Genomic DNA, 15,242 nt, shown 5'->3' with positions numbered 1-15,242 from the left:
GGGTCAGTCGGCGGCGTGCAGACGAGCGGTCTCGTCGTGCCACGACGTGGCGATGCTGCGGAGCTTCTCTTCGTACTTGCGTCCGTGATGGGCGCAGAAGAGCAGCTCGCTGCCGTTGACCTCGGCGGCGATGTAGGCCTGCGCTCCGCAGGAGTCGCAGCGATCAGCCGCCGTCAGACGGTGGTCGAGGACGACGGACGCGTCGGGTGCGGTCGTAGTGGTCATCTCGGGTGCCCTCCTCGGTGGTCGTTGGGCGAGTCTGTCAATAGAACCACGAGGATGTTTCCCCTATGCCGCACGCGCGTGACATTTCGCTGTGCGCGTACGCCGACCCCACCCGGCCGTGTGTCTGCAAGTCGATGTCCGAGGCCCCGATTACGCTGGGAGATCGTGACGTCCGAGTATTCCGCCCATCATCTCCAGGTCCTCGAAGGACTCGAAGCGGTGCGCAAGCGCCCGGGCATGTACATCGGGTCCACCGACTCCCGCGGGCTCATGCACTGCCTGTGGGAGATCATCGACAACTCCGTCGACGAGGCCCTCGCCGGTCACGGTTCGCGCATCGACATCGTGCTCCACCGCGACGGCAGTGTCGAGGTGCGGGACCGAGCCCGCGGCATCCCGGTCGACGTCGAGCCGCGCACCGGCCTCACCGGCGTCGAGGTCGTCTTCACGAAGCTCCACGCGGGCGGCAAGTTCGGCGGGGGGTCGTACGCCGCGTCCGGTGGCCTGCACGGCGTGGGCGCCTCGGTGGTCAACGCCCTGTCCGAGCGTCTCGACGTCGAGGTCGACCGCGGCGGCAAGACGTACGCGATGTCGTTCCATCGCGGTGAGCCCGGAGTCTTCGCGGGCGAAGGACCCGATTCGCCCTTCGCGCCCTACGACGCCAGCAGCGAGCTGCGGATCGTGGGGAAGGCCGCGCGCGGCGTCACCGGTACGCGCATCCGGTATTGGGCCGACCGCCAGATCTTCACGAAGGATGCCGCGTTCGGGTTCGACGAGCTCGTGCAGCGCGCGCGGCAGACGGCGTTCCTCGTGCCGGGTCTCGAGATCGTCATCACCGACGAACGTGGCGACGAGCCGGTCGAGACGAGCTACCGCTTCGACGGCGGCATCTCCGAGTTCGCCGACTTCCTGGCCCCCGACTCCGCCATCACCGACACGTGGCGGCTGACCGGCACCGGTTCGTTCACCGAGACGGTGCCCGTCCTCCAGCCCGGCGGTTCGATGGTGCCGACCGAGGTGCAGCGCGAGTGCGAGGTCGACATCGCGGTGCGCTGGGGGACCGGGTACGACACCACCACCCGATCGTTCGTGAATATCATCGCGACACCCAAGGGCGGCACGCACCAGCAGGGCTTCGAGCAGGGTCTCATGAAGATCCTCCGCAGTCAGGTCGAGCAGAACGCGCGCAAGCTCAAGGTGGGCAACGACAAGATCGAGAAGGACGACATCCTCGCCGGTCTCACGGCGGTGCTGACCGTCCGTCTTCCCGAACCGCAGTTCGAGGGTCAGACGAAGGAAGTCCTCGGAACACCGGCCGTGCGCCAGATCGTGACGCAGGTCGTCGCGAAAGAACTGACGGAGCGGTTCACGTCGCCCAAGCGCGACGACAAGGCGCAGACCGCACTCCTGCTCGAGAAGGTCGTCTCCGAGATGAAGGCGCGCATCTCCGCGCGCACGCACAAAGAGACCCAGCGCCGCAAGAACGCACTCGAGTCCTCGTCGCTGCCGTCGAAGCTCGTCGATTGCCGCTCCAACGACGTCGCCGATTCCGAACTGTTCATCGTCGAGGGCAACTCGGCGCTGGGCACGGCCCGCGACGCCCGCAACAGCGCGTACCAGGCGCTGCTCCCGATCCGCGGCAAGATCCTGAACACGCAGAAGGCGTCGATCAGCGACATGCTGTCCAATGCCGAGTGCGCCTCCATCATCCAGGTCATCGGCGCCGGTTCCGGGCGCTCGTTCGACCTCGACGCGGCCCGCTACGGCAAGATCATCCTGATGAGCGACGCCGACGTCGACGGTGCGCACATCCGCACGCTGCTCCTGACGCTGTTCTTCCGCTACATGCGCCCCCTCGTCGAAGCCGGACGCGTGTTCGCCGCGGTCCCGCCGCTGCACCGCGTGATCGTGATGAACCCCGGCTCGAAGCCGAACGAGACGATCTACACCTACAGCGAGCAGGAGCTGCACGCTCTGCTCGCCAAGCTCAAGAAGTCGAACAAGCGCTGGCAGGAACCCATCCAGCGCTACAAGGGCCTGGGCGAGATGGATGCCGACCAGCTCGCGACGACCACCATGGACCGCGCGGGGCGCACCCTGCGACGCGTGCAGGTGCGCGACATCGAAGAGGCCGCCAAGATCTTCGACCTCCTCATGGGCAGCGACGTCGCGCCGCGCCGCGAGTTCATCGTGGATTCGAGCGACCGTCTGGCTCGCGAGCGCATCGACGTCTGACCGGCACCGCGGAGCCTCTGCCGGCATCCGACCAGACATCGCCCCGTTGCGGCCGAACCGTCGTGCGGACTTCACCGCCGACACGCCGCCCACGATGGCCGCCGTCCGGCGCGTCGCCGCCGGACTCCGCACGAAGGTACGGCGGCGCCGCACCCCGCGGCACGACGGCACCCCGGCCGCGCCGCGGAAGCCTCAGCGGATCGCGGTGCCGACCGCGCCGATGACCGCGTCGAGCGGCTGACCCGAGGCGTCGCGCTTGGCGCCGGGCTCGGGAAGCGAGCGGACGGCCCCATCCCCGCCCACGGCGCGCGGGTCGGATCCGACCCAGGCGAGCGTCAGGGCATCCTCGCCGCGCAGCAGGCGCTGCGCGCGCACACCGCCCGTGGCACGACCCTTGGCCGGGAACTCCGAGAACGCCGAGACCTTCGCGGAGCCGGCATCCGTTCCCGGAAGAGCGGACGTGGAGCCCGCGACCGTGACGACGACGGCGTCGAACGCCGACCCGCCGACGACGGCGAACGCGATCACGTGCGCGCCGTCGGACAGCCGGATGCCGGCCATGCCGCCGGCCGAACGACCCTGCGGTCGCACCGACGAGGCGTCGAAGCGCAGCAGTTGCGCGTCGTCGGCGACGAACACCAGCTCGGCGGCATCCGAGGCGGGTGCCGCCCCGACCACGCGGTCGCCGTCGCGGAGGGCGATGATCTCGATCTCGGGCTTGGTGCCGAGTTCGCTCGCGGCCACGCGCTTCACGATGCCCTGGGCCGTGCCGAGCGCGATGGGCGCGCCGTCGGTCAACGGCACGAGCGCCACCACCTGCTCGCCCTTGGCCAGGGTGAGGTACTGCTCGACCTTCGTCCCCGCCGCGAGCTGCACCGCGTTGCCCGGCACGGAGGGGAGGTCGACGGGGGAGAAGCGGACGAGACGTCCGGCGGAGGTCACCGCGCCGATGTCACCGCGGGTCGTGGTGTCCACCGAGGAGCGGATCGCGTCGTGCTTCGCGCGCCGCGTCGGCGGCACGACGCCGCCGCCCGGGGCGTCGACGGTGAGCTCGGCGCGGACCATGCGCCCGGTCGCCGAGAGGAACACGCGGCAGGGGGCGTCGGCGATCTGGAGGTCGGCGGCCGCGGCGGCCTTGGCCGAGCGCGGCTGCACCGGCCCTCCGTTCAGCAGCATCGTGCGGCGCGGGGTGCCGTACGCCTCGGCTGCGGCCTCGAGCTCGCTCGCGACCTGGGCGCGCAGAAGGATGTCGCTGCCGAGGAGCTCGACCAGCTGGTCGATCTCCGCCTGCAGCTGATCGCGCTCGGCCTCGAGCTCGATGCGGGAGAACTTCGTGAGGCGCCGCAGACGCAGCTCGAGGATGTACTCGGCCTGCGGGTGCGACAGGTCGAAGACCTCCTGCAGGCGGGTGCGGGCCTGCTCACCGTCGTCGGACGTGCGGATGACCTGGATGACCTCGTCGATGTCGAGGATCGCGATCAGCAGGCCCTCGACGAGGTGGAGGCGCTCGCGCTTGCGCGCCAGACGGTACTCGCTGCGGCGGGTGACGACGCGGATGCGGTGGTCGAGGTAGACCCGCAGCATGTCGCGCAGGCCCAGCGTCTGGGGCTGCCCGTCGACGAGTGCGACGTTGTTGATGCCGAAGGAGTCCTCGAGCGGGGTCAATCGGTACAGGTGCTCGAGCACGGCCTGCGCGTCGAAGCCGGTCTTGATGCCGATGACGAGACGGAGCCCGTTCTGACGGTCGCTGAGGTCGGTGACGTCGGCGATGCCCGCGAGCTTCTTCGCCTGCACGGCATCCTTGATCTTCTCGATCACCCGCTCGGGGCCGACGAGATACGGGAGCTCGGTGATCACGATGCCCGTGCGTCGCGGCCCCAGGGACTCGATCGAGGCCTTCGCGCGCGTACGGAACAGTCCGCGGCCGTTCGTGTAGGCGTCCTTGATGCCGTCGAGCCCGACGATGATGCCCCCCGAGGGCAGGTCGGGGCCGGGGACGAACTCCATCAGCTCATCGACCGTGGCCTCGGGGTTGTTCAGCAGGTGGGTCGCGGCACCGACCACCTCGATGAGGTTGTGCGGCGCCATGTTCGTCGCCATGCCGACGGCGATACCCGTGGCGCCGTTCACGAGCAGGTTCGGGAACGCGGCGGGCAGCACGTCCGGCTGCTGGAACTGTCCGTCGTAGTTCGGGACGAAGTCGACCACGTCTTCGTCGAGGTTCTCGGTGAGCGCGAGAGCCGGCGGCGCGAGACGCGCCTCGGTGTAGCGGGACGCGGCCGGACCGTCGTCGAGCGATCCGAAGTTGCCGTGCCCGTCGACGAGTGGGACACGCAGCGAGAAGTGCTGCGCCAACCGCACGAGCGCGTCGTAGATCGCGGTGTCCCCGTGCGGGTGGAGCTTTCCCATCACCTCGCCGACCACGCGGGCGCTCTTCACGTGTCCACGGTCGGGGCGCAGGCCCATCTCGGCCATCTGGTACAGGATGCGACGCTGGACGGGCTTGAGCCCGTCGCGGGCGTCGGGGAGGGCACGCGAGTAGATGACCGAGTAGGCGTACTCGAGGAACGACCCCTGCATCTCGGCCGAGACATCGACGTCTTCGATGCGCTCGGGGGCGGGGGAAGCGGCGGTGGAACGGGAATCGGGCATAGGTGCGGCCTCGGGTCGGGCGGGCGTCGATCTCGACGGGGGCGGAATGTCGTGTGGAAGACTGGCCCCGATGTCCCTCAGCCTACCGGCGGCCCCGCCGCGCGCCCGGAGCCTCACCGGAGTGGTGAACGAGGCGATCGCCGCGCTCGACGGGCGATCCGAGTGGTTCGCACCGGCCCGCAGCGCCGTGGTGTTCGTCATCGACGGGCTCGGCTCGCACAATCTCGCCGAGCGTCGCGGTCACGCACGATTCCTGGGTTCGGCCGGCTCGCGGCGCGATGTCGCACGGACGGTGTTCCCGTCCACGACGGCGGCCGCGCTCACGAGCCTCCTGACCGGAACCGAGCCGGGAGAGCACGGGATCGTCGGCTACAGCACCCGGGTCCCGGGCGCGCCCTCCGCCACGAACCAGCTCCACGGCTGGGAGACCGAGGGGCTCGACCCGCGGACATGGCAGCGCAGCCGTCCGCTGTTCGAGGTCGAGGCCGAACGCGGGCGGCCCGTGTTCGTCGTCTCCCGCCCCGACTACACCGGCACCGGGTTCACGGCGGCGACGCTCCGGGGCGCCGAGTTCGTGTCATCCGCCGACGTGCGCGAACGCGCCGCCATCGCCGCCGATCTCACCTCCCGGCATCCGGGAGCCCTCGTGTACCTCTACACGCCCGACCTGGACAGCGCCGGCCACCGGGACGGCTGGGAGTCGGACCGCTGGACCGACGCCCTCGAACGCGTCGACGCCGCCGCCCGTGACCTCGCCGGGGCCGTTCACCCCGACACCGGCGTGCTGGTGACCGCGGATCACGGGATGGTCGACGTCCCCGCGCGCAAGCACGTGCTGCTCGGTCACGGCGACCCGCTCGTGGAGGGCGTCGACGTCGTCGGCGGCGAGCCCCGCATGCTGCACCTGTACGCCGCGCCGGGCGAAGCGGATGCCGTGGCCTCGCGCTGGCGCGTACGCGAGCAGGCGCGGGCGTGGGTGATGACACGCGACGAGGCGATCGCGGCCGGGCTGTTCGGTCCGGTCGCCCCGGAGGTGCGCGAGCGCATCGGCGACGTGCTCGTCGCGGCTCGCGGACGGTTCGCGTACTACGACGATCGCGAGCGCGACAAGCGCCCGCAGCGCATGGTCGGCCAGCACGGGTCGCTCACCGACGAGGAGCGCACCGTGCCGCTCCTGCGGCTCGGCGCTTTCGCCTGACCACGTCAGCTCTCGTCGGAGCGGGCCCCGAACACGATCTCGTCCCACGACGGCATCGACGGGCGGCCCTTCGCGCGTCGTCCTGAGTCGGTGGATGCCGAGGGAGCGGCGGTGCGCTCGGGTTCGGCGTCCTCCTCGGCCTCGTCGGCGCGGTAGCCGGGCTCCAGTGCGTCGAAGAGCGCGACGGGCGCGCTGGGCGTCCGCGGTTCGGGCTCGCGCGCCTCTGCGGCACCGGGCAGCGGCTCACGCTGACCGCGGCGGCGGCGGAGCGCCTCGAGGAGGTCGGCCGTCTCCGACGACGTGACGGGGGCATCGGGCGCGCGCTTGATCGCCGCCGCCTGGACGGCCGCGGCGACGGGGCCGGTGGCTTCGACGCCCGGCTCGTCCTCGATGTCGAGGCGTCGAGGACCGAACGCCCCGCTGTCGAAGCGCGAGTCGTCCTTCGCGAGCGGGGTGTCGAGGGCGCGCAGCCGGGGGATCAGCCCCTCCGGGAGCGAGCCCTGGCGCGACAGCTGGATGGCATCCGAGTTCTGCGGGGAGAGGGTGCTGCGTCGCGGGTCGAACCCCCAACGGGCATCGTGGTCGATCCCGTTCGCGGTGAACTCGAGCTTGACCATCCAGCCGGAGGAGTCCTTCCAACTCGTCCAGCGCTCCGACGACGCTCCCGCCTCGGCGAGCTTCGCCCGCACGGCGGTCCCGAAGGTCACCGGACCGTCGTGTTCGAGTGCGCCGCCGAGCAGGACGGGCACCGCGAGGGCCTGTGCCACGACGTGCTCGCGCTCGGCGAGGACGGGGCCTTCGAAGCGCTCCACGTCTTCGACGCGGGCGCCGAGCAGGGTCGCGACCTCGCGCGCGGAGAGTCCCGCACGGATGTGCGCCTGGATGTCGCGCGGGCTCGGGCGGGGCGCGCGCTCGTCGTCGTGCTCGCGCCCACGGCGCGCGCGGCGCGCCTCAGCGCGCAGCACCTCGTCGAGCGGCAGGGCGAAACGTTCACCCGTTTCGGTCGCGACGACGAGGACGTCATCCTCGGTTCCGATGACTTTGAGCTGTTCCATGCGAAACACCCCTCCGATCTGCGGTCGAGCCCCATGCTGACACGCTCCCGGGGCCGTAGCCGGGAATATCGCGGGCGCGCCGCGAGTTTGACGCGTCGCACGGCCCTTCACCCCCGAGATCCGCATTTGCTTATCGGGTTCGGGTCATGCAAACTATGGCCGCCCGTTCGGGCGATGCACCACGAAAAACCGGAAGTAGAGACCTTCACGCATGGCCACCGATTACGACGCACCGCGCAAGACCGAGGACGACAGCGAGTCGATCGAGGCCCTCAAGGAGCGCGTGCCCGACAAGACGTCGGGGTCGATCGACAACGAGGATGCCGACAACCCCTCGGGCTTCGAGCTGCCCGGGGCCGACCTGTCGGACATCGACCTCGACGTCGTCGTTCTTCCCCCCCAGGAGGACGAGTTCACCTGTATGAACTGCTTCCTGGTGAAGCACCGTTCCCAGATCGCCGAGGAGAGCGGCTCCGGCTTCATCTGCCTGGAGTGCGCAGCCTGACCTGAGCGCGCTGGATCGCCGCGATGAGGCGGTCCGGCGTCCGGGTGGAGATCACCCACATCGGAGTCGGATCATCGGGATCGGTCACGGGTACCGTGACGATCCCGTCGATCCCTCCCCGGATGACATGCCAGGCCCGCCGGTCGAGACCACTCCCGCGGGCCGTTCGCGCCTCCTCCGCCATCACGCCGGCCGGCGCCCCGAGGCACTCGACCGGGATATGGGCCCGGCCCGCCCGCAGTTCCCCGTCGCGCACCTCGACCACGGGGGAGAGCGCGACGAGCGCCGCCACGATCCCGACCGACACGGCCAGGCCCACGACGAGGGCCACGGTGGTGTCGATCGGCGAGAAGACCAGGGCCGCCATCGGGCCGCAGACCGCCGCGGCGACCAGGGCCCACAGCGACGGACTCAGGCGTTCGCGGTACTCGATTCCGGTGCGGATGCCGCACCCCCTCTTCTGCATTACCCTCGTGGGGTGACCGAAACGGTGGACGTCCTCATTGTCGCATCCGAGCCTCCGGTCTTCGCCCATCCCGGCGACGCCGGGGCCGACCTCGTCGCCGCCGAGGCCGTCCGACTCGAACCCGGCCGACGTGCCCTCGTCGCGACCGGAGTGCGGATCGCGTTGCCGGAGGGCTACGCCGCCTTCGTCGTCCCGCGCAGCGGTCTCGCCGCGAAGCACGGGATCACGATCGTCAATTCGCCCGGCACGATCGACGCGGGCTACCGCGGCGAGATCAAAGTGGCGCTGCTGAACACCGACCTCGACGAGGCGTACGAGATCTCGGTCGGAGACCGGATCGCGCAGCTGATCGTCATGCCCGTCCCACCCGTGCGCTTCATTCCCGTCGACGACCTCCCGGCCAGCGTGCGCGGAGAGGGCGGCTTCGGATCCAGCGGCTACCAGACACCCTCAGGGAGCACCCGATGACCGACGACTCCGACCCGCAGATCGAAGCCGCCCCGCCCGCCAAGAGCGGACCGGTGGACCGCGAGACCGTCGGGCCCTTCGACGAGTCGGAGGCCAACGCGGTCCGCCCGTACATCGACCTCGGCGGCATCAAGATCCTCCCGCGCGAGGGCCTGAACCTTCGGCTCGAGGTCGAGGAGCAGACCAAGCGCATCGTCGCGGTGGGTCTGGACTACGTCGAGTCGACGCTGCAGGTGCAGCCCTTCGCGGCACCCCGCTCGAGCGGCCTGTGGGAAGAGACCCGCGAGCAGATCCGTCAGCAGGTCAAGCAGCAGGGTGGTCGCGTGGAGGAGCGCGAGGGACCGCTCGGTCCCGAACTGCTCGCCGAGGTGCCGGTCGTCGCCGGACCCGACGGTGCCACCAAGCGCCTCGCTCGCTTCGTCGGCGTCGACGGCCCGCGCTGGTTCCTGCGCGGCGTCATCGGCGGCGCGGCGACGTCAGACGTCGAGGCGGCCGCGGCCGTGGAAGACCTGTTCCGCTCGATCGTCGTCGTGCGCGGCACCTCACCCATGCCGCCGCGCGATCTGATCCCGCTGCGGATGCCGACCACCCCCGGCACGGCATGACCGAGCCCGCGCGCCCCGACGACGGCGACCGCGTCCCGCTGGAGCCGCCCTCGGCGGCGGACAGTGTGTCGGCCGCGCTCGGGAGCGCCGCGCGTCGGGCCGGACTCGACCCCGCGAAGCACGCGTCGACCGGCGCCGCCGTCTGGGCGGCCATGGGTGGATGGCGCGGCATCCTGGAGTCGGTGCTGCCGTCGCTGGCGTTCGTGGTCCTGTTCACCGTCACGATCGATCCCGAGACGCGCCAGGGGAACCTGCCGTTGAGTCTGGGCGTCTCCGTCGGCTTGGCGCTGGTGTTCACGATCGCCCGGCTGATGGCCAAGTCGCCGCCGAGCGCGGCGATCGGGGGGTTGGTCGCGACCGCCGCCGCCGCTCTGTTGACGCTGTTCACCGGCCGCGGGCAGGACAACTTCGTCTTCGGCTTCTTCACCAACGGCGCGTACGGCGCCGCCTTCCTCGTCTCGGTGCTCGTCGGGTGGCCGCTCATCGGCCTGATCGCCGGCTATCTGCTCGGCGAGGGCACGTCGTGGCGGACCGACAAGCGCCGTCGACGCGTCTACACCTGGCTCTCGCTGGGCTGGGCGGCACTGTTCGTCGCGCGCCTGATCGTGCAGCTCCCGCTGTACTTCGCGGGAGACGTGACGGCCCTCGGCACGCTGAAGATCGTCATGGGCCTGCCGCTGTTCGCTCCCATGGTGGCCGTGACGTGGCTCGCCGTGCGCGCGCTCTCGCCTCGCCGCGAGTCCTGATACATTTATCTTGATATCAAGATAAATCTCCCTCCCTCGCGGTTAGGTCGGCCTTCCTGGCATCCTCTCCACCGCGAAGGGAAGATGGGAGAGGGCGGGCCGACGCCTGCGCATACGCCGACGAAGGAGACGATCGTGTCCACGGTTGACAGCTTCGGTGCCAAGAGCACCCTGACGGTCGGCAGCACCGACTACGAGATCTTCCGCATCGACACCGTCGCCGGATTCGAGAAGCTCCCGTTCAGCCTCAAGGTGCTGCTCGAGAACCTGCTCCGCACCGAAGACGGGGCGAACGTCACGGCGGACCAGATCCGCGCCCTCGGATCCTGGAACCCGGATGCCGAGCCCGACACCGAGATCCAGTTCACGCCCGCACGCGTCGTGATGCAGGACTTCACCGGCGTCCCCTGCATCGTCGACCTCGCCACCATGCGCGAGGCCGTGACGGCCCTCGGCGGCGACCCCAGCCGCATCAACCCGCTCTCGCCGGCCGAGATGGTCATCGACCACTCCGTCATCGCCGACCTCTTCGGCAGCGAGAACGCCCTCGAGCGCAACGTCGAGATCGAGTACGAGCGCAACGGCGAGCGTTACCAGTTCCTCCGCTGGGGCCAGACCGCGTTCGACGACTTCAAGGTCGTGCCCCCGGGCACCGGCATCGTCCACCAGGTGAACATCGAGCACCTGGCCAAGGTCGTCTACGACCGCACGGTCGACGGCGTGCTGCGCGCCTACCCCGACACCTGCGTCGGCACCGACTCGCACACCACGATGGTCAACGGCCTGGGCGTGCTCGGCTGGGGCGTCGGCGGAATCGAGGCCGAGGCCGCGATGCTCGGCCAGCCCGTCTCGATGCTCATCCCGCGCGTGGTGGGCTTCAAGCTCAGCGGCGAGATCCCCGCCGGCGTCACCGCGACCGACGTCGTCCTCACGATCACCGACATGCTGCGCAAGCACGGCGTCGTGGGCAAGTTCGTCGAGTTCTACGGCGAGGGCGTGGCCTCCGTGCCGCTCGCCAACCGCGCCACGATCGGCAACATGAGCCCCGAGTTCGGCTCGACCGCGGCGATGTTCCCCATCGACGACGTCACGCTCGACTACCTGCGCCTGACCGGCCGCGACGAGCAGACCGTCGCGCTCGTCGAGGCGTACGCCAAGGAGCAGAAGCTCTGGCACGACCCGGCCCGCGAGCTCGTCTTCAGCGAGTACATGGAGCTCGACCTGTCGACCGTGGTCCCCTCGATCGCCGGACCGAAGCGTCCGCAGGACCGCATTCTGCTGTCCGAGGCGAAGAACCAGTTCGAGAAGGACATCCTCAACTACGCCACGGCCACGACGTCGGACTCGATCGTCGACCTCGAGAGCGACCAGTCGTTCCCGGCGTCCGACCCCGGTCCCGTCCCCGGCGACGAGCACACCCACACCGGTGAGGTGCTCATCTCCTCGGGCCACCCGGCCAACGCCTCCAAGCCCGTCAAGGTCACGACCCCCGACGGCCAGTCGTACCTCCTCGACAACGGCGCGGTGACCCTCGCGGCGATCACCTCGTGCACGAACACGTCGAACCCCTCGGTCATGATCGCGGCGGGCCTGCTCGCCAAGAACGCCGTCGACAAGGGCCTCAAGCGCAAGCCGTGGGTCAAGACGACGCTCGGCCCCGGCTCGAAGGTCGTCACCGACTACTACGAGAAGTCGGGCCTCGACAAGGCGCTCGAGGGCCTCGACTTCTACACCGTCGGCTACGGCTGCACGATCTGCATCGGCAACTCCGGCCCCCTCATCGAGGAGGTCTCCGCGGCGATCAACGAGAACGACCTCGCCGTGACGGCCGTCCTCTCGGGTAACCGCAACTTCGAGGGCCGCATCAGCCCCGACGTGAAGATGAACTACCTGGCATCCCCGCCGCTGGTGGTCGCCTACGCGCTGGCCGGGTCGATGAACTTCGACTTCGAGACCGACGCCCTCGGCAAGGACCAGAACGGCGACGACGTCTTCCTGAAGGACATCTGGCCCGCGCCCGACCAGGTGCAGACGATCATCGACGCGTCGATCTCGCGCGAGCAGTTCATCCAGCAGTACGCCACCGTCTTCGAGGGCGACGAGCGCTGGAAGAACCTGCCCACCCCGACCGGCCCGATCTTCGAGTGGGATGCCGATTCGACCTACGTCCGCAAGGCGCCCTACTTCGACGGCATGTCGATGGAGCCCTCGCCGGTCACCGACATCAGCGGTGCGCGCGTCATGGCCGCCCTCGGCGACTCGGTCACGACCGACCACATCAGCCCGGCCGGCAACATCAAGGCGGGCACCCCCGCCGCGCAGTACCTGACCGAGCACGGCGTCGCGCAGAAGGACTTCAACTCCTACGGCTCGCGTCGCGGCAACCACGAGGTGATGATCCGCGGCACGTTCGCGAACATCCGTCTGAAGAACGAGCTCACCGCGGCCGTCAACGACGGCAAGGTCGTCGAGGGCGGGTACACCCGCGACTTCACGCAGCCCGGCGGCCCGCAGTCGTACATCTTCGACGCGAGCCAGAACTACCAGGCGCAGGGCACCCCGCTCGTGATCTTCGGCGGCAAGGAGTACGGCTCCGGCTCGTCGCGCGACTGGGCGGCCAAGGGCACGAACCTGCTCGGCGTGAAGGCCGTGATCACCGAGAGCTTCGAGCGCATCCACCGCTCGAACCTCATCGGCATGGGCGTCGTCCCGCTGCAGTTCCCGGCCGGCGAGAGCTGGAAGTCGCTGGGTCTGGACGGCACCGAGATCGTCTCGATCGAGGGTCTCGAACAGCTCAACGAGGGCGTGACGCCGAAGACGGTGAAGGTCACGGCCGAGCCGAGCGAGTTCTCGCCCGAGGGCAAGCAGACCGTGACGTTCGACGCCGTGGTCCGCATCGACACCCCCGGTGAGGCCGACTACTACCGCAACGGCGGCATCCTGCAGTACGTGCTGCGTTCGCTCGTCTGATCCCGCCTCGACCGCGCCCCGGGGAGCTTCGGCCCCCGGGGCGCTGTCGCGTTTTCCGACACCATGGATCGCTCGCTGGCAAGCCATTGTCGGGCCCGCTCGAGGTGCCGAGACTAGAATCGACAGACGCGCAGGCCACTGCGCGCACCGCACGAGAGGAGTCGTATGGCTCTCCTACCCGGCATCCACGGTCCCCGTGATCTCGACGCACTGACACCCGACGAACTGCGGCAGCTCGCGGCCGAGATCCGCTCGTTCCTCGTCGAGAACGTCGCCCGCACCGGCGGCCACCTCGGTCCGAACCTCGGCGTCGTCGAGCTGACGATCGCCCTGCACAAGGTCTTCGACTCACCCGAAGACCCGATCATCTTCGACACCGGGCACCAGTCGTACGTCCACAAGATCCTCACCGGGCGCCAGGATTTCGCGCAGCTGCGCTCACGCGGGGGCCTCGCCGGATACCCGCAGCGCTCCGAGAGCGAGCACGACATCGTCGAGTCCTCTCACGCGTCGAGCTCGCTGAGCTGGGCCGACGGCGTCTCTCGGGCGTTCTCGCGCACCGGCCGCAAGGACCGGCACGTCATCGCCGTCGTGGGCGACGGCGCCCTCACCGGCGGCATGACGTGGGAGGCGCTGAACAACATCAGCGACGACAACGACCGGAACCTCGTCATCGTCGTGAACGACAACGGTCGCTCCTACGCGCCCACGATCGGCGGCATGGCGCGCTACCTGAACCGCGTGCGCACGAACGAGGCCTACCGGCATCTCCACCGCAGTTCCGACACGCTGTTCCGGCGGCTCGGTCCCGCGGCGCGCGCCGTCTACCGGGGCGTCCGGGGCGGCACCCACGGCTTCCTCTCCCGCTTCACCAACAACGAGGCGCTGTACAGCAATCTCGACATCAAGTACCTGGGGCCGATCGACGGACACGACTTCGAGTCGCTCATCGAGACGCTCGAGCTCGCGAAGTCGTACGGCGCCCCGGTCATCGTGCACGCGATCACCGACAAGGGCAGCGGATACGCCCCCGCCCTCAGCGACACCGCCGACCAGTTCCATGCCGTCGGCAAGATCGACCCGATCACGGGCGAGGCCCTCGGCTCGGGCGGCGGTCCGCAGTGGACCGACGTGTTCGCCGAGGAACTCACCGCGGTGGGCGCGGAACGCGACGACGTCATCGCGATGACCGCGGCGATGCTGCGGCCCACGGGCCTGCAGTCCTTCGCGGAACGCTTCCCCGAGCGCGTCTACGACGTCGGTATCGCCGAGCAGCACGCGGTCGCCTCGGCCGCGGGCCTGGCCTTCGGCGGCCTGCACCCGGTCGTCGCGATCTACGCGACCTTCATGAACCGCGCGTTCGACCAGGTCATGATGGATGTGGCCCTGCACAAGGCCGGCGTCACGTTCGTGCTCGACCGCGCCGGTGTGACCGGCCCCGACGGTCCGAGCCACCACGGCATCTGGGATCTGGCGATGCTGCAGCTGGTCCCCGGCATCCGGATCGCCGCTCCGCGCGATGCGACGCGGCTCCGCGAGGAGTTCCGTGAGGCGGTTGCCGTCGGCGACGCCCCGACGGTGGTGCGCTACCCGAAGGGCGGTGTCCCGGCCGACCTCGACGCGATCGAGCGCCTGCCCGACGGCGTCGACGTCCTCGCCCGCGGCACGTCCGATGACGTGCTCCTGGTGGGCATCGGCCCGATGGTCCACCTCGCGATGGAGGTCGCCGAACGCCTGCGCGCGCAGGGCATCGGAGCGACGGTCGTCGACCCGCGCTGGGCGATCCCCGTGCAGCCGTCGATCGTCGACCTCGCCCGCGAGCACCGTCTGGTGATCACGATCGAGGACGGCATCCGCGTCGGCGGCGTCGGCACCCGTGTGCGCCAGGTCCTGCGTGAGGCCGGGGTCGACACGGCGGTCGACGAGCTCGGCATCCCGGACGAGTTCATCGATCACGCCACGCGCGAGCAGATCCTCGAGGATGCCGGGCTCACGGCATCCAAGATCGCCCACGACGTCGTGGCCCAGGTGCTCGGGACGCGCATTCCGATGGCGCGTCAGACGCCCACCGGCTCGATCCCGACGCTGGACGAGTGGGAGAAGTCCCGCCCCTAAGT

General features: G+C 69.9%; 12 protein-coding genes. 8 read left to right on the top strand and 4 right to left on the bottom strand.

Annotation, left to right across the window (positions count from 1 at the left end; genetic code table 11):
• Window positions 1-3: 3 nt before the first annotated feature.
• The gene (locus tag BGO45_RS01080) at window positions 4-225 is read right to left on the bottom strand and encodes a hypothetical protein (protein ID WP_076490439.1); all 222 of its coding nucleotides are present in this window, start codon (window positions 223-225) and stop codon (window positions 4-6) included.
• A 162-nt stretch (window positions 226-387) separates the two neighbouring features.
• Here BGO45_RS01080 and BGO45_RS01075 point away from each other — a divergent pair, with 162 nt between their 5' ends.
• On the top strand, window positions 388-2,460 hold the full coding sequence (locus tag BGO45_RS01075; RefSeq protein WP_292692803.1) for a DNA topoisomerase IV subunit B: 2,073 nt from the start codon (window positions 388-390) through the stop codon (window positions 2,458-2,460).
• 192 nt (window positions 2,461-2,652) lie between these two features.
• On the opposite strand, the gene BGO45_RS01070 is transcribed toward BGO45_RS01075, so the two are convergent.
• Complete coding sequence (locus tag BGO45_RS01070) at window positions 2,653-5,112, bottom strand: DNA topoisomerase IV subunit A (protein WP_292690105.1); 2,460 nt, start codon at window positions 5,110-5,112, stop codon at window positions 2,653-2,655.
• A gap of 70 nt (window positions 5,113-5,182) precedes the next feature.
• Between BGO45_RS01070 and BGO45_RS01065 the strand changes: the two genes are divergently transcribed.
• Entirely contained in the window at window positions 5,183-6,310 is a 1,128-nt protein-coding gene (locus tag BGO45_RS01065) for an alkaline phosphatase family protein (protein WP_292690103.1), read from the top strand.
• A gap of 5 nt (window positions 6,311-6,315) precedes the next feature.
• Here BGO45_RS01065 and sepH read toward each other — a convergent pair whose 3' ends face one another.
• Entirely contained in the window at window positions 6,316-7,365 is a 1,050-nt protein-coding gene (gene sepH, locus BGO45_RS01060) for a septation protein SepH (RefSeq protein ID WP_292690101.1), read from the bottom strand.
• Window positions 7,366-7,576: 211 nt separating this feature from the next.
• Here sepH and BGO45_RS01055 point away from each other — a divergent pair, with 211 nt between their 5' ends.
• On the top strand, window positions 7,577-7,870 hold the full coding sequence (locus BGO45_RS01055; protein ID WP_076490444.1) for a DUF4193 domain-containing protein: 294 nt from the start codon (window positions 7,577-7,579) through the stop codon (window positions 7,868-7,870).
• Here BGO45_RS01055 and BGO45_RS01050 read toward each other — a convergent pair.
• Window positions 7,845-8,336, bottom strand: coding sequence for a DUF3093 domain-containing protein (locus BGO45_RS01050; RefSeq protein WP_292690099.1), 492 nt, complete (start codon window positions 8,334-8,336; stop codon window positions 7,845-7,847). The two genes, BGO45_RS01055 and BGO45_RS01050, sit on opposite strands and share 26 nt — an antisense overlap.
• Window positions 8,337-8,348: 12 nt before the next feature.
• Here BGO45_RS01050 and dut point away from each other — a divergent pair, with 12 nt between their 5' ends.
• The 5 genes from dut to dxs all read left to right on the top strand — a co-directional run bounded on the left by dut (window position 8,349) and on the right by dxs (window position 15,240).
• Window positions 8,349-8,804: a dUTP diphosphatase gene (gene dut / locus BGO45_RS01045; protein WP_076490446.1), complete on the top strand. Its 456-nt coding sequence runs from the start codon at window positions 8,349-8,351 to the stop codon at window positions 8,802-8,804.
• Window positions 8,801-9,409: a DUF3710 domain-containing protein gene (locus tag BGO45_RS01040; RefSeq protein WP_292690096.1), complete on the top strand. Its 609-nt coding sequence runs from the start codon at window positions 8,801-8,803 to the stop codon at window positions 9,407-9,409. Before dut ends, BGO45_RS01040 begins: the two co-directional genes overlap by 4 nt.
• Window positions 9,406-10,155: a DUF3159 domain-containing protein gene (locus BGO45_RS01035; RefSeq protein WP_292690094.1), complete on the top strand. Its 750-nt coding sequence runs from the start codon at window positions 9,406-9,408 to the stop codon at window positions 10,153-10,155. The genes BGO45_RS01040 and BGO45_RS01035 overlap by 4 nt, the downstream gene beginning before the upstream one ends.
• Window positions 10,156-10,290: 135 nt before the next feature.
• On the top strand, window positions 10,291-13,125 hold the full coding sequence (locus BGO45_RS01030) for an aconitate hydratase (RefSeq protein WP_292690092.1): 2,835 nt from the start codon (window positions 10,291-10,293) through the stop codon (window positions 13,123-13,125).
• A 165-nt stretch (window positions 13,126-13,290) separates the two neighbouring features.
• Window positions 13,291-15,240, top strand: a complete 1,950-nt coding sequence (gene dxs / locus BGO45_RS01025; RefSeq protein WP_292689256.1) for a 1-deoxy-D-xylulose-5-phosphate synthase — start codon at window positions 13,291-13,293, stop codon at window positions 15,238-15,240.
• Window positions 15,241-15,242 lie beyond the last annotated feature (2 nt).

The sequence above is a fragment of the Microbacterium sp. 71-36 genome, from assembly GCF_001898305.1.
GTDB lineage: Bacteria > Actinomycetota > Actinomycetes > Actinomycetales > Microbacteriaceae > Microbacterium.
Note: the sequence above shows the minus strand (reverse complement) of the source record. Positions and strands in the feature narration are given on the sequence as shown.